This is a genomic window from Bacillus cereus group sp. MYBK101-2, assembly GCF_051918845.1.
GTDB lineage: Bacteria > Bacillota > Bacilli > Bacillales > Bacillaceae_G > Bacillus_A > Bacillus_A paranthracis.
Genome location: NZ_JBQAIE010000004.1, coordinates 148,719 through 173,429, shown reverse-complemented (window position 1 = coordinate 173,429; position 24,711 = coordinate 148,719). Strand labels below are relative to the sequence as shown.

Sequence of the window (24,711 nt, the reverse complement as noted above, 5' to 3'; positions counted from 1 at the left end):
TTCGTATAATACAAGTATAGATATATGACTAGGGAAAAAGAAGTGCAAACAGGAGGTTCATGTATGAAATTGGTAATTAAAGTTTTAGCTGTATTCGCCATTATTCTAGGTGGAACAGCGTATTATTTGAACACAAAAACAGAAGGTGTACATGCTTTTGTAGACAACTTCTTTTCAAATAAAGAAATACAAGATTATTATGCGGTTATAGATAAAGGTGAGAAAAAAGACGGAGAATACTTGTATACTTTTAAAGGGTATACAGAAGACGGAAAGTTACAGGTTATTAAAAGAATGATGAACCGTGAATTGCATACGGGTGCTTTTATAAAAATTTATGCAAAAGGTATGCAAGGAAAAGGATGGGCTGAAATCCCGAAAGAATCAATTCCGCAAAAAGCGTTGGAAAAAATAGAAAAACGATAAAAACGATAAAAGGAGCGACTCATTCGCTCCTTTTTTAGTGCGTTAAAATAGTGATAGATGTTTTTTCTTTGTTAGAAATGATTGTTGCACGTCCGCCAATTGGGAAAGTGAAAATCGGGGTTGTATGACCGAAACTTGCGTTTGCAATGATAGGGATATGTGCAAGCTCAGGCTTTGAAGCAATCATTTCTTGCACGTCTTCTATCGTACATTCTGCGCCTTTTTGCATCTTTCCTATAACGATGCCTTTTACATGTTCAAAATCTTGCTGCTGCATAAGAGAATGTAAATATCGATCAAAAGTTTTAAGAGTAGCTCTCCCAGTTAAACTGTCCTCTTCAAGAAATAAAATTTTATCCTTTAAGTTTGGCATATATGGTGTACCTTGCAGTAAGTTCAATGTGCTCATATTACCACCGATAATATCTCCCGTAGCTTCTCCTTCGTGAATCGAAACGTATCCTTCATTCTTAATAAACTCTCGATTTTCCTGATCAATGTACCAAGAATCATCACTCCATGTTTCAGATGGTAGGACTTCAATCGGCTCATTAGAAGTTACGCATTTTAAAAAGTAATCTGTTGTATACTCGAGCCCTTTCTCCATTCCAAATGAAGAGAAATGGGGACCTGAATATGTAACAAGTCCTGTTTTAGTGTAAATTGCATTATTTAGTGCAGTGATATCCGAATAGCCACAGAAAAATTTCGGGTTTTCTCGAATTAAATCGTAATCGAGATGTTTTAATAAGCCATTAGAATTGTATCCTCCAAGTGTCGTCAAAATGGCTTTTACATTCGGATCTTTAAATGCTTCGTGAAGGTCTTGAACGCGTGAAGAAATAGAAGAGGAAGCAAATCTGTCTATCTCATCAGAATATGTTGAAAATGTAACGTGAAAGCCCATTTCGGTTAACCTTTTTACAGCAAGCTTCCTGTTTTCAGTTGAGACAATACTTAAACTACAAGATGGTGAAATAACTCTAATTTCATCACCTTTTTTCAATTTTGTTGGTAGCACTTCATTCACCCCTTTAAATGAAAGAATATTTAGATTTAAAAAACATTTTATCATATGAAATAAAGTGAGAGTGAATTATGTTTTGAAATGGAGTTTTCCTGATTTTTCAGCAGACAGACAGAGGTTTTTTTTGATATGATAGGAAAAGTGATTTATTATAAGTAGTATTTAATATCTATAACATTTGAAAGGTGTGCAAGACGTGGAGAAACAACTTGCAGGCTTGCCGGTACACGTTCATTTCGTAACAGAAATCCGTGAAGGGGCGAGGAAGGAAACCGTTGCTTTTGAAGCAAATGGTCAATACTATGTAAAAGGTCAAGGTACATACGTAACATTCCAAGAGCCGAACGAACAAGGCGAAGTGAAAACAATTATTAAAATCCAAGATGAACAAGTTCTCATTATGCGTTCAGGTGCTGTTTCGATGCGTCAAACGCATGTGAAAGGTGAATGGACAACTGGTACGTACACGAGTGAACTTGGTACGTTTGCATTGCAAACAAAGACTGATAACGTTCTTTTTAAATGGTCGGATGAAAAGAAAAAAGGACAACTCTTCTTAACGTACGCATTGCTTCTAAGTGAACAAGAAGCTGGCAGATATACAATTACGATTAATTTGAAGGAGGCAAAATAATGAATTCTTTAGAACAAGTAAAAGGATTAATTAAAGAAGAAATTCAAGCTGCTGTATTAAAGGCAGAATTAGCGACAGAAGAACAGATTCCAAATGTAGTATTAGAATCTCCAAAAGATAAAACAAATGGTGACTTCTCTACAAATATGGCAATGCAACTTGCACGTGTTGCGAAAAAAGCACCTCGTATGATTGCAGAAGAATTAGTTGCAAACTTCGATAAAGCAAAAGCTTCTATTGAAAAGATTGAAATCGCAGGTCCTGGTTTCATTAACTTCTACATGGATAATAGCTACTTAACAGACTTAATCCCAACGATCGTTAATGCTGGTGAAGCTTACGGTGAAACGAATACTGGTAAAGGTGAAAAAGTACAAGTTGAGTTCGTATCTGCGAATCCAACAGGTGACCTTCACTTAGGACATGCACGTGGTGCAGCAGTAGGTGACACGTTATGTAACCTATTAGCAAAAGCAGGATATGATGTATCTCGTGAGTACTACATTAATGATGCTGGTAACCAAATCCATAACTTAGCTCTTTCTGTTGAAGCTCGTTACATGCAAGCTTTAGGCTTAGAGAAAGAAATGCCAGAAGACGGATACCATGGTGCGGACATCATTGCAATTGGTAAGCGTTTAGCAGAAGAATTTGGCGATCGTTATGCGAAAGCTGATGAAAAAGAAAGTTATGAATTCTACCGTGAGTACGGTTTAAAATATGAGTTAGCAAAACTTCAAAAAGACTTAGAAAGTTTCCGTGTTAAATTTGATGTATGGTTCTCAGAAACATCATTATACAAAAACGGAAAAATCGATCAAGCTCTTGCTGTATTAAAAGAGCGCGACGAGATTTTTGAAGAAGACGGTGCAACTTGGTTCCGCTCAATGACTTACGGTGATGATAAAAACCGTGTATTAATTAAAAACGACGGTTCTTACACGTACTTAACGCCAGATATCGCGTATCACCGTGATAAATTAGAGCGTGGTTTCGATAAGTTAATCAACATTTGGGGTGCTGACCACCACGGTTACATTCCACGTATGAAAGCTGCTATTCAAGCGCTAGGTTACGATAAAGAAACATTAGAAGTAGAAATCATCCAAATGGTACAACTGTATCAAAATGGTGAGAAAATGAAAATGAGTAAGCGTACAGGTAAAGCAGTTACACTTCGTGAGCTTATGGAAGAAGTAGGCGTGGACGCAATGCGTTACTTCTTCGCAATGCGTAGCGGTGATTCTCATTTAGATTTCGATATGGACTTAGCTGTATCAAAATCTAACGAAAACCCAGTATACTATGCACAATATGCACATGCTCGTGTATGCAGTATCCTTCGTCAAGGTGAAGAGTTAGGATTAGCTACAGGCGGAGATGTGAACTACAAACTTGTTACTTCTGAGAAAGAAGTAGAGTTACTGAAAAAACTTGGTGAATTCCCAGCAGTAGTTGCGGATGCAGCACAAAAACGTCTACCACACCGCATTACAAACTATGCATTTGAATTAGCAGCAACATTACACAGCTTCTACAATGCAGAAAAAGTATTAAACCAAGATAACTTAGAATTAAGTAAAGCTCGCTACGAGTTAATGAAAGCAGTACGCACTACACTTCAAAACGCATTAGCAATCGTAGGAGTATCTGCACCAGAAAAAATGTAATTAAGAAAAGCGGAAGCGGCTTTTCGCTTTCAGTAAAAGGCAATCACACGATGTTGTGATTGCCTTTTTGTATGGAAATAATAAAAAAATAAAATTTTATCAAACAAAAGGAGAATTTGCGTCGTCTTATATAAATGACTGGAGGTTTCCGATGGAAGAAAAGGTAGAAGAATTAATTGATATATATAAGCAGCAAATATATTCCTTATGCTATAAGTTAGCGAAGACGAAAGAAGACGCGGAAGATATTTTTCAAGAGACGTGGATAAAAGTTTTTTCATCGCGGCACCAACTTTCTTACGTGGAGAATTATAAAAAGTGGATTACTACAATTTGTGTTCGTACATTTTATGATTTTTATCGCAAAAAGAAAAGATGGAAAGATCGTGTATTGGATTTATTTCATAAAGAAGATGGCGGAGAAATTGAGCATGCAGACGATGTGAATATATCAGAAGAATTTATTCAAAAAGTCGAAGCAGAAATGATACGAGAAGTTATACAGTTATTAAATGAAAAATATAAAACAGTGCTCGTACTCTACTACTATGAACAATATTCTTACAAAGAAATGAGTGAAATATTAAATATACCAATTGGTACGGTGAAATACCGCCTTAATTATGCGAAGAAGCAAATGCGAGAACATTTGGAGGGGTTCGTTTATGAAGGAAGACAAATTTGATCAAAAGATAAAAAGTAGTTTAGCGGAAGAGATGATTCCTAGCGAAGAGCTAATAAATAATACGAAGCAGGGCATGCGAAATGCTCGGAAATTAGAGAAGAGATGGGTTGTTTTCATTCATGCTATTTGGATGATTGTATTAACAGTCACCCTAGAGCAGTTTGTTAGTCATTTGGAGCATAAAATATCTGTCATTATAACGATAATTATTACGATGCACCTATACATTCCTATATATGTTGTCATACAGTCGTTTTTAAAGAAGGAGTATAAATTACATGATAGAGTTCGCTAACCCGTTTGTAATATTTGAAGTAGCTGGAGTGACAATGCTTTTAGCTTTTATAGCACTGTTAATATGTGTTGCATCATGGGTATATACAGATGCGAAAGCACATCAAATGAGTAAAGGGTGGAGTGTTTTAGCAGTTATATTACCATTCTTTATTGGATTTTTATTATATATGGTGAGAAGAAGTAAAAAGAAAGTTGAAGGAGAATATAGGATGAATTTTGTTAAAAAGCAGAAGGTAACATTAGTTGCGATATTGGCAAGTACAATGTTTGTATTACTTAGTGGCTTTACTTTTGCACAGACGTTAGATGATACCTGGAGAGCAGGAGATGTATATTTAGAAAATGAGAAGCAAGGAGAGACAAGTTACGAGGCAAAATTCTCATCATGGGATATTGCTGAGAAAGATATTGAACTTGAGTATGCAAAAGATACAGAAGTAACATTTTCTTATGAGACGGATGCAAAACGTGGGAATTTATGCTTTAGCTTGTATGAAAGGCAAGGAGAAGGTATAAGAGAGTTAAAAGAGATCTGTGAATCGAAAAAAGGTACTTTTAAAGCTACATTGAAGGCGAATGAAAAGTATGTATTTAGTATAAGTGGTTTAATGGTGAAAGATGGTTTTGTAAAAGTGAATTGGGAAACAAAATAAAGGCCCTTGGGAAGGGCCCTTTATTTTATCGGATTGTATACGTAACCGAAAAGCTAACAGGACTATAGTAAACATAAGGTGCATGAAATTGAACGTACATATTCCCATCTGCTTTTGCAGTGAAAATTCGGCCATAGCCATCAGAATAACGTCCAATAAGGTTATGATTTGAGTCATAAACACTGTAACTAGGGGTTTTACTGTTAGGTTGAATTGTTAACTCTTGTCCCTTTTGAAGGAAAACAGGTTCTTGTTCAGAACTACTTCCAGTTTGCAAAGAATAAAATTTTGTAAAGCTTTGTTCTTGAGTAGCGGCAGCGGCCTTTGTTTCAGGAATAAACGCGGTAGCACCAGTAATTCCTGCTAAAGTTAATGCACCGGCTATAATCATTTTTTTCATAGTAGAAAAGCCTCCTTAATTGTTGTAATCATTTTTGTTACAGTTAATATTGTATACGATAATGAGTAGGAGAAAATATGCTTTTATGCATATATATTTTTTCTCAATAAAAAACCACTGATAAAAATCGGTGGTCTTTTAAATGACTAAGCAGCTTTTTGTTCAGTTTGAGCGACAGGTTTTTGAAGTGTATTATAAACTCCTGTTCCAATAACCTCTAATGCCATTTTCATACGTTCAGGTGAAATATTCTCAAATACGTTATCTTGAGGTGTGTGATATACCTTTTCAATATGGTAGATTAATGGATTCCAACTATCGACACCCATCCAAATAAATAGAGCCGCAGGAATACCAACTTCAGCAAACGGTACGTGATCACTAGAGCCAAATTTCCCTTGCAGAACGAGGTCATTATTTAATTGTTTACCTGCTTGTAAGGCTGCGTCTGTTACAAGGTTTGGAGAACCGTTAGGCGTCATAGCATATAAATTCTTTGCTTTATCGTAATTTGTTGCGACCATGTCTGCGTTAAAGACACCTAAAATTCGATCGCGTTCTTTTTGGGATAAACTATTAACGTAATAATCGGAGCCGAGTAAGCCAGTCTCTTCAGAACCAAAAGCAATAAAACGAATTTCTTTATCAGTTTCTACATTTTGAAAAGCACGAGCTAACTCTAATACTAATCCTGTACCAGAAGCATTATCATTTGCTCCAGGTGCTCCAACGACACTATCGTAGTGTGAACTTACAACGACAGCTTTTTCATTACCTGTACTGTTTTTTGGTTTCTTTTTAGCGATGACGTTTAATGATGTTAAATTAGATTCATGTCTCGCTTTTAGGGAAAGAATTGTTGTCCCTTTTTTAGCGATTTCTTCTTTAAATGCATTTCCTTGCGCATAAGCAAGACCAAAGACAGGGATAGATTGCTTTTTCGTTAGGCGGGGATTGAAAGTTTGTCCGTAGTTTCCACGTCCACCAATTAAACTGTATAAAAGAACACCTTTTGCTCCTTTGCTAACGGCATTTTCAACTTGTTTATTATAGTCAGCTACTGTTGTTCCTCTTTCGAATAGAACAATTTTTCCATTTACTTCATTTGGGATATCCTCTAATTTTGTCCCACCTTGAACAAAGATAAGAGGAGCCGTAACAGCCTCTGTAGAAATTAGTGCGTTAGGAGCAGCACCAGCTTGCCAATTACGCTTTGTGGATAGTGGTGATTCAATAAATCCAACGTATTGATCCGGCACTTGGAATGGTTGATATTCTACTTCATAGCCCATTGATTTAAGCTGCATACCAACGTAGCGAGAAGCCCATTCTTCTGATTTTGTCCCACCAGGGCGAGGACCAATTGTTTCGGATAAGAAACGGATGTGTTCGATAGCGCGGCTTGCATCAACTTGTTTTGTGATAGGTGAAGTTTGTGTGATTTCTGACGTGGAATCAGCTTTGGCTTGTCCGACTGGAGCTATGCTAACAGCGAGTGATACAGCAAGCAAAGAGCTTACTATTTTTTGTTTCAAAGATTTTTTCATTTTTTCCTCTCCTATTCTTCTATTCTCTCTGACTGACAAAAGAAGACGGATAACGACTTCATTTTACCTTTACCTTTGTGATTTTTCAATATTCTGACATTGAGAAATAAAAAAATACTGTATGCATATTTGCATATTTTTGACGGAGATATGTATGCTATCATTTTAAATGAAGGTTCGCTTTCTGATTGGAAAGCTCCTACATTGCATGAATCTAGTGTACCCAAACTTTAGATTATGTAGAGAAAAGAATCCACTGTAGGGTTTCTTTTCTCGTGTTTGAATCATGTGATGATAAATATGTTTCCGCATTTCATAATTATCATCAGTGATATATGTAAGGCATCCATATGAAAATACGAGGCTGTTCAAAGGTTTTCCGTACTTTTGGACAGCCTCACCCCGTTAAAAGGACGATACGCTATGTATCGTCCTTTTTTGTATAAAAAAACACCCAATCAAATGTTCACTTGATTGGGTGTGAAAAACTATTAATAATATTTTTTTCGTTTTGTAACTAAAATACTTAACAAACCAGCTAGTAGAAGTAAGATACCTACTGTTTGAGTAGAATCTTTTTTGTGACCTGTATTTGGAAGTTCTTTACCCGTATTTCGGTCATCTTGCTGTTTGTTTATTTGTGTTTCAGGGTTACCTTTTTCTAGTTCTTCGGAAGTTCCTTTACCGTGTGCTTCAGGATTACCTTTTTCTAGTTCTTCAGAAGTTTCTGTACCAGGTGTTTCAGGATTTTCTTTTTCTAGTTCTTCGGAAGTTTCCTTACCTGGTTTCTCTTCTTTATTCGGAGGAGTAATTGATTCATTATCTCCACCTGATGAAGATTCAATCTTTTTATTTGAAACTGTAATTTGTAGTGGTGCAGCTTGGGCTTTTTCAATTGTAAAGCTTATTGGTGATGCATCTAATTGATAGCCTTCAGGAGCTTTTGTTTCCACTAGTTGATAATTGCCAGGTTTCAAATCATTTATGATTAATTTACCATGACCATCTGTTTTTAAGCCTTCTCGTACTACTTTTCCATCTTTATCTAAAATATTGAAAATGGCACCCTCAAGTGTTCCATTGTGATCCATATCAACTTTAGTTAATTCTATTGAACCTGTTGTTAAACTATTTAAAGCAGTCACAGAAGTAACTTGAGATTGTCCTTTCGTAATAGTGAAAGGAATTGGCTTAGCGTTTAAATCGTATCCAGTAGGAGCTTTCGTTTCAATAAACTGATAGTCTCCTGGACGTAAATCAGAAACCGAGATTTTACCATCTTTATCAGTAGTTAAATCAGTGCGAACGTCATTGCCGTTCATATCAACGATTTTAAAGATAGCTCCTTCAAGAGTAGAGCCGTCGATGTCATCGACTTTCGTTAATTCCACAGCGCCCTTCGTTAAGCTATTCTTAGCGGTAACAGAAGCAGTAGTGGTTTGACTCTTTTCAACAGTAAAGTTGATAGGGTTTTGATTTAAGTCGTAATGAGTAGGAGCCTTCGTTTCAATAAACTGATAGTCTCCCGGACGTAAATCAGAAACAGAAATCTTGCCATCTTTATCAGTAGTTAAATCAGTGCGAACGTCATTGCCGTTCATATCAACGATTTTAAAGATAGCTCCTTCAAGAGTAGAGCCGTCGATGTCATCGACTTTCGTTAATTCCACAGCGCCCTTCGTTAAGCTATTCTTAGCGGTAACAGAAGCAGTAGTGGTTTGACTCTTTTCAACAGTAAAGTTGATAGGAGTTTGATTTAAGTCGTAATGAGTAGGAGCCTTCGTTTCAACGAATTGATAGTCTCCCGGACGTAAATCAGAAACAGAAATCTTGCCATCTTTATCAGTAGTTAAATCAGTGCGAACGTCATTGCCATTCATATCAATGATTTTAAATACTGCGCCTTCAAGAGTAGCGCCGTCGACGTCATCAACTTTCGTTAATTCCACAGCACCTTTTGTTAAGCTATTCTTAGCGGTAACAGAAGCAATTTTTTCTTGTCCTTTTTTAACTGTGAACTTAATAGGTGTTTCGTTTAAGTCATAATGAGTAGGAGCTTTTGTTTCGATAAACTCATAGTCTCCTGGTGGTAATTCATCCACAACTAAGCGGCCGTTTTTATTAGTAGTTAAATCAGTACGGACGTCGTGTCCATCCTTATTAACAATTTTAAATACCGCACCCTCGAGTGTTGTGTTTTCTTCAACATCATCCACTTTAATTAACTCCACACTACCTTTCGTTAAGCTGTTAGTAGCTGTAACGAAGACATGTTTTGTTTGACTTCTTTCAATTGTGAACTTAATCGGATCTTCATTTAAGTCATAATGTTTCGGAGCTTTCGTTTCAATAAATTGATAGTCTCCAGGTTGTAAGTCTTTAGCGATGATTTTTCCATCTTTATTGGTAACTAAATTCGTACGAATATCATTACCGTTCATATCAGTAATTTTAAATACCGCACCTTCTAGCGTTTCTTTCGCATCTAAAGAGTCAACTTTCGTTAATTCAACGCCACCCTTAGTTAAGCCATTTTTAGCAGTAACAGAAACGTGAGTTGTTTGGCTTTTCTCGATAGTGAAAGGAATAGGTGTTTTATTTAAATCATAATGTTTCGGAGCTTTCGTTTCCACGAATTGATAATCTCCTGGTCTTAAATTAGAAGCAGAAACTTTCCCGTCTTTATCAGTAGTTAAATTTGTGCGAACAATTTTACCTTTCGCATCAATGATGTTAAATACTGCATCAGAAAGTTTTGTATCTGGATTTATATCATCCACTTTAATTAACTCTACCGCACCTTCAATTAAGCTGTTCTTAGCAGTGACTTGTAATTTCTCTGCTTGGCTTTTCTCAATTGTAAATTTAATTGGTGTATCATCTAGTTTATAGTGCTTAGGAGCTTTTGTTTCAATAAATTGATAGTCTCCAGGATGTAAATCAGGAATAGAAACTTTCCCTTTCGCATCTGTCGTAATGCCAGTACGAACGTCATTGCCGTTCATATCAACAATTTTAAATACCGCACCTTCAAGAGCTGTACCGTCGATATCATCCATTTTAGAAAGTTCTACCGCACCTTTAGTTAAACTATTTTTAGCAGTAACCGAAATCGGTTCGGCTTGTCCTTTTTCGATAGTGAAAGGAATTGGTTCTTTATTTAAATCGTAATGTTTCGGAGCCTTTGTCTCGATGAATTGATAATCACCCGGACGTAGGTCAGGAACGCTAATTTTACCTTGTGAATTGGTAGTAAGATTCTTGCGAATTACATTACCGTTCATATCAACAATGTTAAATACAGCACCTTCAAGAGTAGTACCATCGACGTCATCGACTTTAGAAAGTTCAACGCCACCTTTAGTTAAACTATTTTTCATAGTAACAGTAGCAATATCTTTTTGGCTTTTTTCAACTGTAACTACAATTGGTTTTTTGTCTAAATCATAATGTTTCGGAGCGGTTGTTTCGACAAATTGATACGTACCAGGACGTAAATTTTCAACAACGATCTTTCCTTCATTATTTGTTTTTAAATCTGTTTTAAGTACTTTTCCGTTTTGGTCTAGTAAATTAAATACCGCATCAGAAAGTTTCATTTGATCGTTTAGATCATCTACTTTAAGTAGTTCAATACTACCTTGTTGTAAGCTATTTTTAGCAGTTAAAGAAATAGCTTTCTTCTGTCCTTTTTCAATAGTGAAATGGATTGGCGTTTCATCTAAAACGTAATGCTTAGGTGCTTTCGTTTCGATGAATTGATAATCACCCGGACGTAGGTCATCGATTTCGATTTTTCCTTTATTATTTGTAACAAGGTCTTTATGAATTACATTACCGTTCATATCAACAATGTTAAATACTGCACCTTCAAGTTTAGTACCATCGATGTCATCTACTTTAGAAAGTTCAACGCCACCTTTTGTTAGAGCGTTTTTAGCCGTAACATGAAGCGTTTCAGTTTGGCTTTTCTTAATTGTAAATTTGATCGGTTTTTTATTTAAATCGTAATGTTCAGGAGCTATTGTCTCAACGAATTGATACGTGCCAGGACGTAGGTTTTCAACAACAATTTTCCCTTCATTATTTGTTTTTAAACCTTTTTCAACTATCTCTCCGTCTGCATCTAATAAATCAAATACAGCATTAGCAAGTTTAGTGTTTGTATCGATATCATCAATCTTTGTTAATTCCACGCTACCTTTTTTCAACGTGTTTTTACCCGTAACAGTAATTTTTTTCGTTTGACTTCTTTCAATTGTAAATGGAATCGGTGTTTCGTCTAATACATAATGCTCAGGTGCCGTTGTTTCAATAAATTGATAGTTTCCTGGACGTAAATCAGAAACCGAGATGTCACCATTGTCGTCTGTAACAAGGTTTGTGCGAACTTCGTTACCATTCATATCAACAACTTTAAAGATTGCACCTTTCAGCATTGTACGATCGATGTCGTCGATTTTGGTTAAAATGACGCCACCCTTCGTTAAGCTGTTAGTAGCGGTAACGCTAATATTTTCTTTTTGACTTTTTCCGATAGTGAACGGAATAGGATCTTGTCTTAAGTCATAGTCTTTTGGAGCTTTTACTTCAATAAATTGATAGTCACCTGGACGTAAATCAGAAGCAGAAACTTTACCATGTTCATCAGTAGTTAATCCTTTGCGAACTACCTTTGTTGTATCATGAGCATCAACAATGATAAATTCTGCACCTTCAAGAGTAGCCCCATCAACGTCATCAACCTTTGTTAAAGTAACGCCACCTGTAAGTAAACTATTTGTTACAGTGACAGGGACTGGAAGATCATCCTTGCTACCTTTTTTAATTGTGAACTTAATAGGTGTTTGATCTAATTTATAATGTTCAGGAGCTGATGTTTCAATAAATTGATAATCTCCTGGTGCTAAATCAGGAATAACTAGTACTCCGTAATCATTTGTTTTTAAATCTTTCGCAATTTCTTTGCCAGTTGCGTCTTGTAATGTGAACACTGCGCCGGCAAGAGCGATACTACTTTCCACATCATCTTCTTTAATAAGTTTAACTTTTCCTTTCGTTAAACTATTTTTAAATGTAAGTGGCAGAAGTTTTTGTTGTCCTTTTTCGATTGTAAATTCAATAGGTTCTACATTTACATCGTAATAAGTTGGGGCCTTTGTTTCGATAAGTTTATAGTTACCAGGGCGTAAGTCGTCTACAACTAACTTTCCTTCACTATTCGTAACAAGTTCCGCACGAACATCTTCATTTGTATCTCTATTAACAATTTTAAATACTGCACCTTCAAGTGTTTCCTTTTCATCTGCAGCATTCACTTTTGTTAATTCAATACCGCCTTTTGTTAAGCTGTTTTTAGCAGTAACAGTAGCCGACGTCGTTTGACTTTCTGTGATCGTAAATTTAATCGGATTTGTATTTTTATCGTAATACTTCGGTGCTGTTACTTCGATAAATTTATAATCGCCAGGGCGTAAGCCAGTAGCGATAGCTTTACCATCCGCACCAGTTTTTATATTTTCGCGAATGACTTTCTTTTCATCATTAGCATCGACAATTTTAAATACCGCACCTTCAAGAGCTGTACCATCAATATCATCAACTTTCGTTAATTCAACATCTCCTGGTTTTAAAGCATTTTCAGCTTTCACAAGTAGAGTTTCTTTCTGACTTCTATCGATTGTAAATTCAATAGGTTCTGCTCGTAAAACGTAATGTTCAGGAGCAGCTGTTTCAATAAATTTATACGTACCAGGACGTAGCTTATCAGCTTTTGTTTTTCCATCAGCATCTGTAGTTAGGTCAGTACGAACATCATTATTATTTACATCAACAATTTTAAATACGGCACCTTTTAGAGGTTTTTTATCACCGAATTCATCAACTTTTAATAATTCAACTTCTCCTGTTTTTAAACTGTTAGTTGCCGTAACAGTAGCAAATGACTGTTGGCTTTTATCGATTGTAAACTCGATAGGATTTGTATTTAACACATAATCCTTAGGAGCTTCTGTTTCAATAAATTTATACGTACCAGGCTCTAAGTCTTTAACAGTTACTTTACCATCCGCACCAGTTGTTACATTTTCGCGAATGACTTTCTTTTCATCATTAGCATCGACAATTTTAAATACAGCACCTGCAAGAGCTGTACCATCGATATCATCAGTTTTTGTTAAAGTGACGCCACCTTTAATGAGGTGATTTGTCGCAGTAACAGTAACTGCTTTCTTTTGACTTTTTACAATTGTAAACTCAATCGGTTTTTTATCTATGTCGTAATCTTTCGGTGCTTTTTCTTCGACAAATTGATAGTCTCCAGGGCGTAAATCTTTTGCTTCGATTTGTCCTTGATCATTTGTCGTTAACTTTTCATAACCAGGAATTTTTATGTTATTCCGGTCTCTTACACTGAACTCCGCACCAGCTAAAGTTTTTCCATCTTTATCGACTTTTGTTAAAATGGCCGCGCCTGGAATCAAGCTGTTTGTTGCAGTGCGGTTTATTACTGTTGTTTGATCTTCCGCGATTTTAACCTCAATCAGTCGATCATCTAATTTATAATGCTCAGGAGCCTTTGTTTCTTTTAAGTAGTAAGTTCCTGGTTTTAAATTATCTACAGTAATTTGTCCTTTATCATTTGTTGTTAATTCTTTATGTTCAGGAATAACTTGTTTGTTTTGATCAAGTAAAGAGAAAACTGCATGTTCAAGTCTTTCCCTGCTCTTCGCGTCAGTCTTTGTCAGTACTACTTTCCCGACAAACTTTTTATTTGTAAAAGTATATTTTGTGATTTCTTCAGAGCCTAGCTCAACAAGTATACCTTCTCTTAATTCTTTACTAATTACATAACCTGTAGGTGCTTTCGTTTCTTTAATTAAATATTTATCACGTCGTAAGTTGTTAAACTTAGCGACACCGTCATCACCTGTTGTAATTGGTCGAATAGCGGTTGTACCTGTTTGATCATATAAAGTAAATTCTGCTCCAGCTAATCGTACTTTTTGATCTTTGTCATCAACTTTCATAATTTGAAGGCTTCCGCGTCCTTTATTAGCAGAACCACCTCCAGATCCAGAAGATACTTTAACTTCAACGAACTTAACATCTTCCACTTTCGTTAATGTTAAACGGTGACCAGTAATCGTCGCTTTATTACTTACCTTTTCATTATGGTCTGCATTAATGAGTGAGCGATATTCTAAAATATAAGCCCGTTCAATGGTATGAAGAAATTCCACTTTAAATTGTTGTTTCCCTGTATCGTTGTCTGTTATTACTTTGAGTTTATAGTCTGTTCCTTCTTTTAATTCATTTGCTGTATCTTTCGTCAAAGTTCCATCTACGGCTACTGTTGTCGGATATAGATGGAAGGACTTTTCATCAAGCATTTGATTGTCTGTCGGTTCGTCTGTTACGACAGCATTTTCAATAGTTGACTGACTTGCGTTAATAGAAACACTCCAATCAATATACTTGTCATTTTGTTTCGCTGTTTTCGTAACACCGCTACCACCGTTCGTGATTTCAAATGCACCATGGATAGTAGTAACAGTTTTTGATCCATCTTTTAAATCGGCATAATTATCGTAGCGTTTATTAATTTGTTCACCTACAAGTGAAGTTTTAAAGCTAATATAATATGCAGAATTAATTTCGTTTTTAAAATGCACCGTTAATGTATTGTTGTTATCTTTTGTTGGATTTTCTATCGTATATTCGCTAGGTGAAACAGGATCGCCTATTTCAAATCCATGTGCACCACCAGTTAATTTCATATGTCGAACTTCAATAGATTCCGGTATTAATTTTTGATTATCTCTTAATACATCAACGATAGAAGGATCCTTAATCGGTCTATTATTATAGTTAAACCCTATGTCCCATTTAATTTCTTTCGTTTGGGCATTGTAAGAACCATATTTAAATCCATTTCCTTTTGTGTAGTAATCAGGATCGAATGTATCATTGGAGGAACTATTGTTCTTTTTATCATTTATGTCTATCCATGATAAATTTGCTGTATTTTTGAATGATTTATTATCATTCTCTTTGGATAAATTTTCATAATTAAAGTCTGTTGTGTATGTGATAGTTAAAGTTTTATCCATATTAGACTTATAATCACCAGTTAGTTTCACTTCAAATCCCTTATCTGTTACATCAAGTGTGTAATCAAAATTTGGATCAAGCGTTCTTGATCCGTCTGTAATTTTGAAACTATCTTTCTGTAACGTTAGGCCACCATAGTCAAACGTATCCTTGATAACAGCATCATTTAACACGTAGTTGTTATCATTGACAATAATTGTCCATGTTGTTGTTTTCTTATTGTAATCCGTATCTTTTTTATTATGTTTCTTTATGATGTTTTGTTGCTTTAACGTAACTTTGTTTGTTTGACTCCATTTACCATCTGCAATAATTTTATTTTCGATTTCGCCATCTTTTATGACATCATTCGTAGCTTTCGATGTATAAGTAATCACATAGGCACTATTAATATCTTCGTTAAACTGTAAATCAAACCCCTCATCGGTTTCCTTTACAGTAAAGTTTGTGGCGTTGTCACCTGTAACAAGTTTTCCTGCATCATCATAAGAAGCATTTTTTACCACGATAGAATTTTTATCAACTTTATGAGATTTATCCAAAACATCTTTTAAAAGCGCATCAGCTTTTTTAATATCTCGCTGGTCACCGTTAAAAGTAATCGTCCATTCAATCGTCTGTGTTTTTGGATTGTATCTACTATTTTTCGCTAGATGTGTACCGCGTGAAACAGTTACAGTTGCATTCGCAGATATATCTTTTTGATTTTTACTGGATACTTTTGCGTTATTTTTGAAACTAGTAACACTTTCATCTGTAATCTTTGTTGCATATTCAATTTCATATGCTTTATTCGTTTCTTTTTTGAAAGCGATATTTAATTTATTAGAGGATGAAGTAAGTTCATATTCTTCTTTAGGAACTTCTGCACCACGAGTTGTTTTCCCATTAATATCTACTTCTAAATAGTAAACCTTAATAGAATCTTCGTTGAGAATAGCCCCATTTGGAATATCATCTTGAAAGACGGCATTTGTAAGCTTATCTTTTGTCTTGTTCATCTCTACTTTCCAATTAATTTGATTCGTATTAATTGGTCTATCAGGTACACCTTTTTTATCTATAGATTTTTTTACTTTAGGCTTGAAATCAAGCTCAATAATAACGTCTTTTTCTTTAATAGGGAATGGGATTTGTTTTTCGGTAGTCCCTGTAATTTTTACTTCATTAAACTCCGTACGAATATTTAAATTTCCAGCTATATTAGGGTGATCTTCAATATATTCGTTAAAAGTCATCGTTACTTTGCCATCAGGCGTAACAGTGAATGATCCAATTGTATGTCCTTTACCATCTATTAAATCTTCTGTGATGGTATTGTGGACAATAAAGTATTCTGGGAGTTGGAAAGTGTAGTAATCACCTGTTTTGACGTTCAGCGACTTTAAAACTTCCCATGTGAAATCGATTTTGGTAATAGAATCTGGATTTGGACGATTATCCGTATTATTAAATGGTTTACCGTCTTTATCCGTTAATGTGACACCTGTTAAGATATTTTCTGTAATTTGCTTAGGTGATGGATCTGAATTATCAACAGGCTGTTCTGTTTTGTTATCACCAGGATTCTCCGTAGGTTGCTGAGCCTCATTATTTTTTTGCTCTTCCGCCGGTTGCTGAGCCACACCATTCTTTTGCTCTTCTGCCGGTTGCTGAACCTCACCATTCTTTTGCTCTTCTGCCGGTTGCTGAGCCTCATTATTTTTTTGCTCTTCCGCCGGTTGCTGAGCCACACCATTCTTTTGCTCTTCTGCCGGTTGCTGAGCCACACCATTCTTTTGCTCTTCCACAGGTTGCTGAGTAGCATCCTTATCCGTAGTAGGTGAAGCTGGGTTATCTACTTGAACAGGAACTGAAATAGACTTAGCTGTTGCACCTAAAGGGAAAGAGAGTTGAACAGATTTTGCACCAGATTTTAAATCTGGATTGAATACTGCATCAATACTGATTTTTCCGTTAGCACCTTTGGAATCTTTTACTTGGTCGTTAAATACTAGTTTCATTTTGTTATCGTTTGCTTTAACAAAATATTGACCAATAATTTGTTGCTTTGCCATCAGATTTCCCTGTTGGTCACTTTTTACTTTTAATGCGTTAGGTATTTGGAGCACTGCTGAGTCTGTTTGTTGATCTTTTATTGACCAAGCATATTCTAGGTGAATGGTTGATCCTACTTGTATTAAGTTTTTAGGATTTAATGCTTCGTCAATAATATGATTTGTTGCATCTTTCATTTCAACAGTGTCAAATAATGAATTCCCTGCTAAGGTTTCCGCTTTTACTTGATTGTATGGAAAACTAGCAAGTTGCGAAAATAGTACGAATACAATTAAACATATATTGAAAAGTTTTTTCATTGTGCCTCCTTTATGAATCCTTCTATTGCATAACAATGCTTTATGAAGAGATTATTTGTCATAGATCAATGTACTTTACGTGATACGTGATGCCTCCTTTACTACGTATACTCCTATAGGAAAAGTGTTCATATTCGATGTCTTGTAACGTAAAACAAATGTATATTTTAATAATATAGGGAGTGAATATACAAATTTCGACAAAAAATGTCGAATGAAATACTGATAAGGAATGATATCAGACCTTTATAGAATGTGAATTGTTATGTGGTTCTTTATAAAATAGGTACATACAAAAAATATGCAGTGAAATGCTTAAACTATTTTATAAGGATTTGTATTCTTGCAATGTGTAAAGAATCGTTATAAAGGTGAGTTTTACGATACATACTAACCAAAATAATGTATCCCATTGTAAAAAGTTCTTTCGTATTGAGGTAATGATAAAATGTAGCTTGAATTTGGTCAGAATGAAGAAAATATGTACTATCTAAAAGAGTATACAATTCGTAGATTAAAGTGAAGACAGCGCTTTATAACAAGTAGAACGCATTACTTTAATCGATGTTATTCAATAAAAAAAGAAGGTACTCCCTTGATTATCTTCTATAAGAGATAATCATCAATAACCTTCGTTAAAAATTATATACGTAAATGAAAAAGAGTTCAACCGTATTGCTTCTTTTCAAAATAGTATATAAAAAGAACCGCTCCCTATTAAGAAGCGGTTCTTTTTATATTTCTGTTAAAATTATCGGTTCGCCGCGTGTTACGACAACTGTATGTTCACATTGTGCAACAAGGCTTTTATCAGGTGTAACGAATGTCCAACCATCATCGCCACGTTCGATAATATGATCAGCTTTCATAGAAATGAATGGCTCTACAGCGATAACTAGACCGTCTTTTAGAAGTGCATTATCCATTGGATCAAAGTAGCTTAAAATATGGTTTGGTGCTTCATGTAAACTAAGACCGATACCGTGACCAGTTAAGTTTTGAATAACATTGTATCCATTTTTATGTGCAAAGTTTGAAACAGCACGACCAATTTGGTTTTGTTTTGAACCAGCTTTCACCTTTTTCATTGCTGCCCAAAATGCATCAACAGCTGCTTGGCAAAGCTTTTCTTTTGCTTCATCTTCTCCAAGTACAAATGAAATACCTGTATCTGCATAATAACCATCAAGTGCAGCAGATACGTCGACATTTACTAAGTCGCCTTCTTTTAATACGCGATCTCCTGGAATACCGTGAGCAACTTCTTCGTTTACACTGATGCAAGTTACACCAGGGAAATCATATTCTTTTTCAGGTGCAGAAATAGCACCGTGCTCATCTAATACTTTTTTACCGATCAAATCAAGCTCTTTCGTTGTCATACCTGGCTTCGCTTCTTTTTTCATTTCTTCACGTGCAAGCGCAACGATGCGGCCGATTTTTCGTAAGCCTTCTAAATCTTGTTCATTACGAATAATCATGAAAACCACTGTCCTTCCTCGAATATATATCTTACCCGATTGTATCATGTTTATTTTCGTCCTGCTACTCGCTTGCAGTATGGCGGATTGATTCCTCTCATAAAGAATACATGACAATTGTCATATCGATGTCATGACGCATCATACTGTTTCCTAAGTTTTCCAAGTAATACAATGTAAATATAAGAAACAGCGGGGGTGGAGAGATGGAAAAGATTATTGAAGTAAATGGTGTTTCTAAAACATTTAAGCATAAAAGTGCAGTAAATAACGTTTCATTTCATGTAAATAAAGGAGAAATCGTAGCATTGCTTGGACCGAATGGTGCAGGGAAAACGACGACGATGTCGATGATGCTTGGATTAAAGGATCCGACGGAAGGAACGGTTTCTATATTTGGAAAGAGTCCAAAGCATAGAGATGTTCGTAATAGACTCGGCGCGATGTTACAAGAAGTAAGTGTCATTGATAGCATTACAGTGGAAGAGGCAATTGAGTTATTCCGTAGCTATTATACGAATCCGGTAGCGAAAGAAACGTTGCTACAGTTATCAAATTTAAAATCAGAGCGAAAGCAAAGATGTGAGAAATTATCAGGCGGTCAAAAGAGAAGGTTAAATTTTGCACTCGCACTTGCAGGAAATCCAGATTTGCTATTTTTAGATGAGCCGACGGTTGGAATGGATATTACGTCTCGAAGAACGTTTTGGGAAACGATTCGAAAGTTAGCAAGTGAAGGGAAAACGATTATTTTAACGACGCATTATTTAGAAGAAGCAGATGCATTAGCAAATCGTATTTTATTATTTGCTAATGGAAAGATTATCGCAGACGGTACGCCAGATGAAATGAAAGCGACGATTTCACGAAAAACAATTAAATTTTATTCGAAGGAAAGTATTCCTGCAAAATTATTAAAAGGGTTACCAAGCGTAACAGAAGTACAATCAAACGAAGGCCATTTCACTTTAATAACTGAAGATACGGATGCAACTTTAAAAGCAATTTATGAAAAGAACTTACCTGTAACAAATATTTCAGTTGAACGTGGAAGTCTTGATGAAGCATTTGAACAGTTTGTCGCAAATCAGAAGGGGGAAATCGCATGAAAGCTTTATGGATGCAATGTAAAATAGAAATTTTACGTACGTTCCGCAATAAATTATTTATCTTTTTCTCATTATTAATGCCAGTTATGTTTTACTACATTTTCACTAATGTTATTCAAGTGCCACAAAACGGAGATGCGTGGAAAGCGCATTATTTAATCTCAATGGCGACGTTTAGTATTGTAGGGACAGCACTTTTTAGTTTCGGTGTAAGGATTTCTCAGGAAAAAGGGCAAGGTTGGACACATTTGTTGAAAATTACACCACTTCCAGAGGGAGCGTATATAACAGCAAAGATCATCGCTCAAACGGTAGTAAATGCTTTTTCAATCTTAGTTATTTTTATTGCAGGAATATTAATTAATCATGTTGAGTTAACGGTAGGGCAATGGATTGGTGCTGGATTATGGTTGTTGTTAGGTGTAACACCATTTTTAGCATTAGGAACAGTAATAGGTTCTATTAAGAAGGCGGATGCAGCAGCGGGTTTAGCGAATATTTTAAATATGAGTTTAGCTGTAATTGGCGGTCTATGGATGCCAATCGAAGTATTCCCGAAAATATTAAGATCTATCGGTGAATGGACACCAACATATCACTTCGGAAGTGGTGCATGGGATATTGTAGCTGGAAAATCGATTGGTTGGGAAAATATCGCGGTATTAGGAGGTTATTTCCTTATATTTGTTGTAATATCAATATATATAAGAAAAAGACAGGAAGCGGTATAAATGATAGAGAAGAAGAGGATTGAGATTTTTCCGAAACATATGGGTTTCTTTCCGTATATGTTTCTCGTGTATTTATTATTTCCGATTTACCATTTATCGCAGGCGTCAGGGTGGAAGCTTGTAATTGGAAGCGGTATGTTGATAGTTTTCATTATCACATACCGTCAGCTTTATTTTGTGCAGAGAACGTTTGTTTTTTGGGCATGTATTCAAATGGTACTCATTTTTTTATTTGCTTTATTTTACAACCCCTTCATGATATTCTTTGGTTTTTTCACAGCAAGTGCGATAGGGTTTGCACCAAATAAGAAAGTGTTTCGATTGTTGTTAAGTTTGTTAGCTGTAATGCTTGGAAGTTTTATATTTGTAAATATGAATCAAATAACAACTACGAGTTTAGTAAATATTGTTCCGATGTTTATTTTAATGCTACTTACACCATTTGGAATGCGTAATTTTAATCAAAAAAAGATGTTAAGAAATCAATTAAACGAGGCGAATGAGCAAATTAAAGATTTAGTGAAACGTGAAGAGCGGCAACGAATTGCAAGAGATCTTCATGATACGTTGGGGCATACGTTATCACTCATTACTTTAAAGAGTCAGCTCGTGGAGAAATTAATTGTAAAAAATCCGGAGCGTGCAAGTGCGGAAGCAAAGGAAATTACACAAACATCTCGTACTGCTTTAAAGCAGCTAAGAGAATTAATTTCGGATATGCGTATGATTACAGTAGAGGAAGAGCTAGAGCAAATAAGGGCGATCTTACAAGCAGCTAATATCGAATTAGAAGTAAAGCAGGAAGCGAGTTCGAGTTCGTTATCACCTATTGAACAAAATATTTTAGGAATGTGTTTACGTGAGGCTGTGACGAATGTTGTAAAACATAGTAAGGCGACAAATTGTACAGTTTCTGTAATAGAATCACAAGGTGAGCTAATTTTGAAAGTAGAAGATAACGGAATCGGTTTAGCAGATCAAAACCACGATGGAAATGGCATTCGTGGTATGAAGGAGCGCATCGCTCTTATTGATGGATTTGTTGAACTGGCCACAATCAATCCAGGGACACTATTAATAGTAAAAGTACCGGTTGTTATTCGAACAGGAAAAGATGAGGTGAGGGCATGATTCGAATTATTATTGCAGAAGATCAGCGGATGCTTCGTGGTGCATTAGGAGCCTTGCTTGATCTAGAAGATGATATCGAAGTAATTGGGCAAGCTGCGAACGGGGAAGAGGCACTAAAACTAATTGAATCGTTACAACCTGATGTAAGCATTATGGATATTGAAATGCCAATTCAAAGCGGATTAGATGTTGCGGAAACATTAAAGAAAGAAAAATCAGCATGTAAAGTAATGATTTTAACAACATTTGCGCGTCCTGGTTATTTTGAACGAGCAATGAAAGCTGGCGTACAAGGATATTTATTAAAGGATAGCCCGAGTGAAGATTTAGCTGCATCGATTCGTAACGTAATGAAAGGAAAGCGAGAAGTCTCTCAAGATTTAATGTTCGGCTTATGGCAGGAGCAAAATCCGTTATCAGATCGTGAAAAAGAAGTATTGCTACTCGCGAAAGAAGGAAAGACGGCAAATGAAATTGCGAAGACACTTTATCTTTCACCTGGCACAGTGCGTAATTATATTTCTGAAGTATTAACGAAGCTCGATGCGAAAAATAGAATTGAGGCCATTACAATTGCAGAAGAAAAGGGATGGATATGAAAAGAAGTTTACCTATGAGTGGTAAGCTTCTTTTTTCTTATAAACAAGTATTTCAATAGAGAGTTTCGTCACAGTCACATCGCTCAGGGTTTGAAGTATATCGTGTAATTTAGATTTTACTTCATTTTTCGACAAAAAATTTGTTATAGTAAGATTAGGTTGTTGATCTAAGTTTTGGACAACTTTACCACTAATAGTTGTGATTACTCCATTTTTATCTACTTTTACAATGAGATCTTGGCCATATACTTTATAGTTTTTATATGTTTGTGCAAGGCGAGCTTCGGTTTGATTTTCTTTTGTTGCTTTATTTGTAGGTTGGAAATCTACATTTTTTTAGTAGTGACTTGTTCTTGTTGAGCTTTAGCCCCGTTTACCTCACCCTTTAAATATTTATTCGCAATATTCTCTTTCGTATCATTTTGAGGTTGTGTTAATTTCCCAATTGTTAAACCAGGCTGAGCATTTTCAACTTTTACTTCAAGTTTATCTAATTCTTGGGCATGAATAGCTTTTGTTGATAAGGAGCAATGGAGACCGAACGTAATGAATGCACTGGCAAGTTTTCTCTAATTCATCTATAAAACTCCTAATCTATTATTTATTGTATGCGAGATGAATTGTATTAAGAATTTGCCGAATTTTTTATATATATATATTATGCATTATTTCATATCAAAAATTGTCGAATTCACATTATTGTAGTGGTATGACAACTTGAAAAATTAGATTGTTATAGTGGGATGGTGAGGAAGTATGCACGCAGAAAAATTAGGAAGTGAAATTAAGAAGATCAGGGTGATGAGAGGATTAACACAAAAACAGCTATCCGAGAATATATGTCACCAATCGGAAGTGAGCCGAATTGAATCAGGAGCGGTATACCCAAGTATGGATATATTACAAGGTATTGCAGCAAAGTTACAAATTCCCATTATCCATTTTTATGAGGTACTTATTTATTCTGACATTGAAAGGAATAAGCAGTTAAAAGACCGAATTATTATGCTTTGTAAGCAAAAGAAATATAAAGAAATTTATAATAAAGTATGGAATGAGTTGAAAAAGGAAGAATATCATCCTGAGCTTCAGCAGTTTCTTCAATGGCAATATTATGTATCTGCTTACATATTGAAAAAAATCGATTACGAATATTGTATTTTAGAATTAAAGAAATTGCTCAATCAACAATTGGCGGGAATAGATGTATATCAAAACCTTTATATTGAAAACGCAATTGCAAACATTTACGCTGAAAATGGTCATTTTAAGAAGAGCATTGAGTTATATGAAAATATATTAAAACAATTAGAGGTATTACATGATAATAAAGAGTTTGATGTGAAGGTGAGACATAATCATGCAAAAGCATTATACTTAGACAATCAATACGAAGAAGCGCTTTGTCACGCAAATAAAGCCATTGAACTATCGTGTCAAATTAATAGTATGACATTGATTGGACAGTTATACTATCGAAAAGTTGAATGCCTAGAAAAGCTAGAGTGTGATAGAGCAGAAATTGAAGATGCTTACGAAAAAGCGTGTTTCTTTTTTGATATATTAGGAAACCATGCATTAAAAGAATCACTTATAAAAAAAATGAAGAAATAAAAAAGATGTAAAAAACAAATATGCATAATTGCATAAGATGTGGGTAATTTTTCATGATATATTTAAAGAAAAAATGCGGGTGATGGAATATGAAAAAACTACTTATTGGTAGTCTGTTAACATTAGCGATGGCATGGGGTATTTCATTAACAGATACAGTTTTAGAGAAAAACCAAGTAATTTCTCATAATGATCAAGAGATACAATTAGCTTCAGATGTACCTTTTGAATATTAAAA

17 protein-coding genes and 1 pseudogene are annotated in these 24,711 nt (G+C 35.3%); 12 read left to right on the top strand and 6 right to left on the bottom strand.

Annotation, left to right across the window (positions count from 1 at the left end; genetic code table 11):
- The first annotated feature begins 63 nt into the window (after positions 1–63).
- Entirely contained in the window at positions 64–426 is a 363-nt protein-coding gene (locus ACTFSI_RS11645) for a YxeA family protein (protein WP_016719024.1), read from the top strand.
- 34 nt (positions 427–460) lie between these two features.
- Here the strand turns inward: ACTFSI_RS11645 and ACTFSI_RS11640 are convergent, their stop codons facing one another.
- Complete coding sequence (locus tag ACTFSI_RS11640) at positions 461–1,447, bottom strand: S66 family peptidase (RefSeq protein WP_000938068.1); 987 nt, start codon at positions 1,445–1,447, stop codon at positions 461–463.
- A gap of 202 nt (positions 1,448–1,649) precedes the next feature.
- Between ACTFSI_RS11640 and ACTFSI_RS11635 the strand changes: the two genes are divergently transcribed.
- From ACTFSI_RS11635 to ACTFSI_RS11615, 5 genes are all read left to right on the top strand, one after another.
- A complete protein-coding gene (locus tag ACTFSI_RS11635) occupies positions 1,650–2,087 on the top strand; it encodes a DUF1934 domain-containing protein (RefSeq protein ID WP_000414867.1) in 438 nt (145 codons plus the stop codon).
- Positions 2,087–3,757 carry an arginine--tRNA ligase gene (gene argS / locus ACTFSI_RS11630; protein ID WP_001086449.1) on the top strand — a complete coding sequence of 557 codons (1,671 nt, stop codon included), beginning with the start codon at positions 2,087–2,089 and terminating at the stop codon, positions 3,755–3,757. Before ACTFSI_RS11635 ends, argS begins: the two co-directional genes overlap by 1 nt.
- 151 nt (positions 3,758–3,908) lie before the next feature.
- The gene (locus tag ACTFSI_RS11625; RefSeq protein ID WP_001980638.1) at positions 3,909–4,442 is read left to right on the top strand and encodes an RNA polymerase sigma factor; all 534 of its coding nucleotides are present in this window, start codon (positions 3,909–3,911) and stop codon (positions 4,440–4,442) included.
- The gene (locus ACTFSI_RS11620; RefSeq protein ID WP_139896042.1) at positions 4,423–4,737 is read left to right on the top strand and encodes an anti-sigma factor; all 315 of its coding nucleotides are present in this window, start codon (positions 4,423–4,425) and stop codon (positions 4,735–4,737) included. Before ACTFSI_RS11625 ends, ACTFSI_RS11620 begins: the two co-directional genes overlap by 20 nt.
- Entirely contained in the window at positions 4,721–5,392 is a 672-nt protein-coding gene (locus tag ACTFSI_RS11615; RefSeq protein WP_000568889.1) for a hypothetical protein, read from the top strand. Before ACTFSI_RS11620 ends, ACTFSI_RS11615 begins: the two co-directional genes overlap by 17 nt.
- Before the next feature lie 25 nt (positions 5,393–5,417).
- On the opposite strand, the gene ACTFSI_RS11610 is transcribed toward ACTFSI_RS11615, so the two are convergent.
- The 4 genes from ACTFSI_RS11610 to map form a co-directional block, all read right to left on the bottom strand.
- A complete protein-coding gene (locus ACTFSI_RS11610; protein WP_000738205.1) occupies positions 5,418–5,792 on the bottom strand; it encodes a hypothetical protein in 375 nt (124 codons plus the stop codon).
- 146 nt (positions 5,793–5,938) lie between these two features.
- Complete coding sequence (locus tag ACTFSI_RS11605; RefSeq protein ID WP_440045410.1) at positions 5,939–7,339, bottom strand: M28 family metallopeptidase; 1,401 nt, start codon at positions 7,337–7,339, stop codon at positions 5,939–5,941.
- 491 nt (positions 7,340–7,830) lie between these two features.
- Entirely contained in the window at positions 7,831–17,808 is a 9,978-nt protein-coding gene (locus ACTFSI_RS11600) for a SpaA isopeptide-forming pilin-related protein (protein WP_440045409.1), read from the bottom strand.
- A gap of 734 nt (positions 17,809–18,542) precedes the next feature.
- Positions 18,543–19,337 (bottom strand): type I methionyl aminopeptidase, encoded by a 795-nt coding sequence (map, locus tag ACTFSI_RS11595; RefSeq protein WP_002096176.1) that lies wholly within the window; start codon positions 19,335–19,337, stop codon positions 18,543–18,545.
- A 158-nt stretch (positions 19,338–19,495) separates the two neighbouring features.
- On the opposite strand from map, the gene ACTFSI_RS11590 reads away from it, so the two are divergent.
- The 4 genes from ACTFSI_RS11590 to ACTFSI_RS11575 are packed head-to-tail and all read left to right on the top strand — an operon-like array spanning position 19,496 to position 22,859.
- Positions 19,496–20,398: an ATP-binding cassette domain-containing protein gene (locus ACTFSI_RS11590; RefSeq protein WP_440045408.1), complete on the top strand. Its 903-nt coding sequence runs from the start codon at positions 19,496–19,498 to the stop codon at positions 20,396–20,398.
- Positions 20,395–21,129: an ABC transporter permease gene (locus ACTFSI_RS11585; RefSeq protein ID WP_074608073.1), complete on the top strand. Its 735-nt coding sequence runs from the start codon at positions 20,395–20,397 to the stop codon at positions 21,127–21,129. Before ACTFSI_RS11590 ends, ACTFSI_RS11585 begins: the two co-directional genes overlap by 4 nt.
- Positions 21,130–22,260 (top strand): sensor histidine kinase, encoded by a 1,131-nt coding sequence (locus ACTFSI_RS11580; RefSeq protein ID WP_197225842.1) that lies wholly within the window; start codon positions 21,130–21,132, stop codon positions 22,258–22,260.
- A complete protein-coding gene (locus ACTFSI_RS11575) occupies positions 22,257–22,859 on the top strand; it encodes a response regulator transcription factor (RefSeq protein WP_098670904.1) in 603 nt (200 codons plus the stop codon). Before ACTFSI_RS11580 ends, ACTFSI_RS11575 begins: the two co-directional genes overlap by 4 nt.
- Positions 22,860–22,874: 15 nt before the next feature.
- On the opposite strand, the pseudogene ACTFSI_RS11570 reads toward ACTFSI_RS11575, so the two are convergent.
- Positions 22,875–23,407: pseudogene (locus tag ACTFSI_RS11570) on the bottom strand (M4 family metallopeptidase); the annotation flags it as partial.
- 208 nt (positions 23,408–23,615) lie between these two features.
- Here ACTFSI_RS11570 and plcR point away from each other — a divergent pair.
- The gene (gene plcR / locus ACTFSI_RS11565) at positions 23,616–24,473 is read left to right on the top strand and encodes a transcriptional regulator PlcR (protein ID WP_197225841.1); all 858 of its coding nucleotides are present in this window, start codon (positions 23,616–23,618) and stop codon (positions 24,471–24,473) included.
- An 89-nt stretch (positions 24,474–24,562) separates the two neighbouring features.
- The gene (locus ACTFSI_RS11560; protein WP_097852468.1) at positions 24,563–24,709 is read left to right on the top strand and encodes a quorum-sensing peptide PapR; all 147 of its coding nucleotides are present in this window, start codon (positions 24,563–24,565) and stop codon (positions 24,707–24,709) included.
- Positions 24,710–24,711 lie beyond the last annotated feature (2 nt).

Excerpts from the sequence above, each read along its gene's own strand:
- ACTFSI_RS11620 (WP_139896042.1), top strand. The coding sequence starts at position 4,423 with ATGAAGGAAGACAAATTTGATCAAAAGATAAAAAGTAGTTTAGCGGAA.
- ACTFSI_RS11560 (WP_097852468.1), top strand. The coding sequence starts at position 24,563 with ATGAAAAAACTACTTATTGGTAGTCTGTTAACATTAGCGATGGCATGG.
- map (WP_002096176.1), bottom strand. The coding sequence starts at position 19,337 with ATGATACAATCGGGTAAGATATATATTCGAGGAAGGACAGTGGTTTTC.
- ACTFSI_RS11580 (WP_197225842.1), top strand. The coding sequence starts at position 21,130 with ATGATAGAGAAGAAGAGGATTGAGATTTTTCCGAAACATATGGGTTTC.
- ACTFSI_RS11585 (WP_074608073.1), top strand. The coding sequence starts at position 20,395 with ATGAAAGCTTTATGGATGCAATGTAAAATAGAAATTTTACGTACGTTC.
- ACTFSI_RS11615 (WP_000568889.1), top strand. The coding sequence starts at position 4,721 with ATGATAGAGTTCGCTAACCCGTTTGTAATATTTGAAGTAGCTGGAGTG.
- ACTFSI_RS11605 (WP_440045410.1), bottom strand. The coding sequence starts at position 7,339 with ATGAAAAAATCTTTGAAACAAAAAATAGTAAGCTCTTTGCTTGCTGTA.
- ACTFSI_RS11600 (WP_440045409.1), bottom strand. The coding sequence starts at position 17,808 with ATGAAAAAACTTTTCAATATATGTTTAATTGTATTCGTACTATTTTCG.
- argS (WP_001086449.1), top strand. The coding sequence starts at position 2,087 with ATGAATTCTTTAGAACAAGTAAAAGGATTAATTAAAGAAGAAATTCAA.
- ACTFSI_RS11625 (WP_001980638.1), top strand. The coding sequence starts at position 3,909 with ATGGAAGAAAAGGTAGAAGAATTAATTGATATATATAAGCAGCAAATA.
- ACTFSI_RS11590 (WP_440045408.1), top strand. The coding sequence starts at position 19,496 with ATGGAAAAGATTATTGAAGTAAATGGTGTTTCTAAAACATTTAAGCAT.
- ACTFSI_RS11610 (WP_000738205.1), bottom strand. The coding sequence starts at position 5,792 with ATGAAAAAAATGATTATAGCCGGTGCATTAACTTTAGCAGGAATTACT.
- plcR (WP_197225841.1), top strand. The coding sequence starts at position 23,616 with ATGCACGCAGAAAAATTAGGAAGTGAAATTAAGAAGATCAGGGTGATG.
- ACTFSI_RS11645 (WP_016719024.1), top strand. The coding sequence starts at position 64 with ATGAAATTGGTAATTAAAGTTTTAGCTGTATTCGCCATTATTCTAGGT.
- ACTFSI_RS11575 (WP_098670904.1), top strand. The coding sequence starts at position 22,257 with ATGATTCGAATTATTATTGCAGAAGATCAGCGGATGCTTCGTGGTGCA.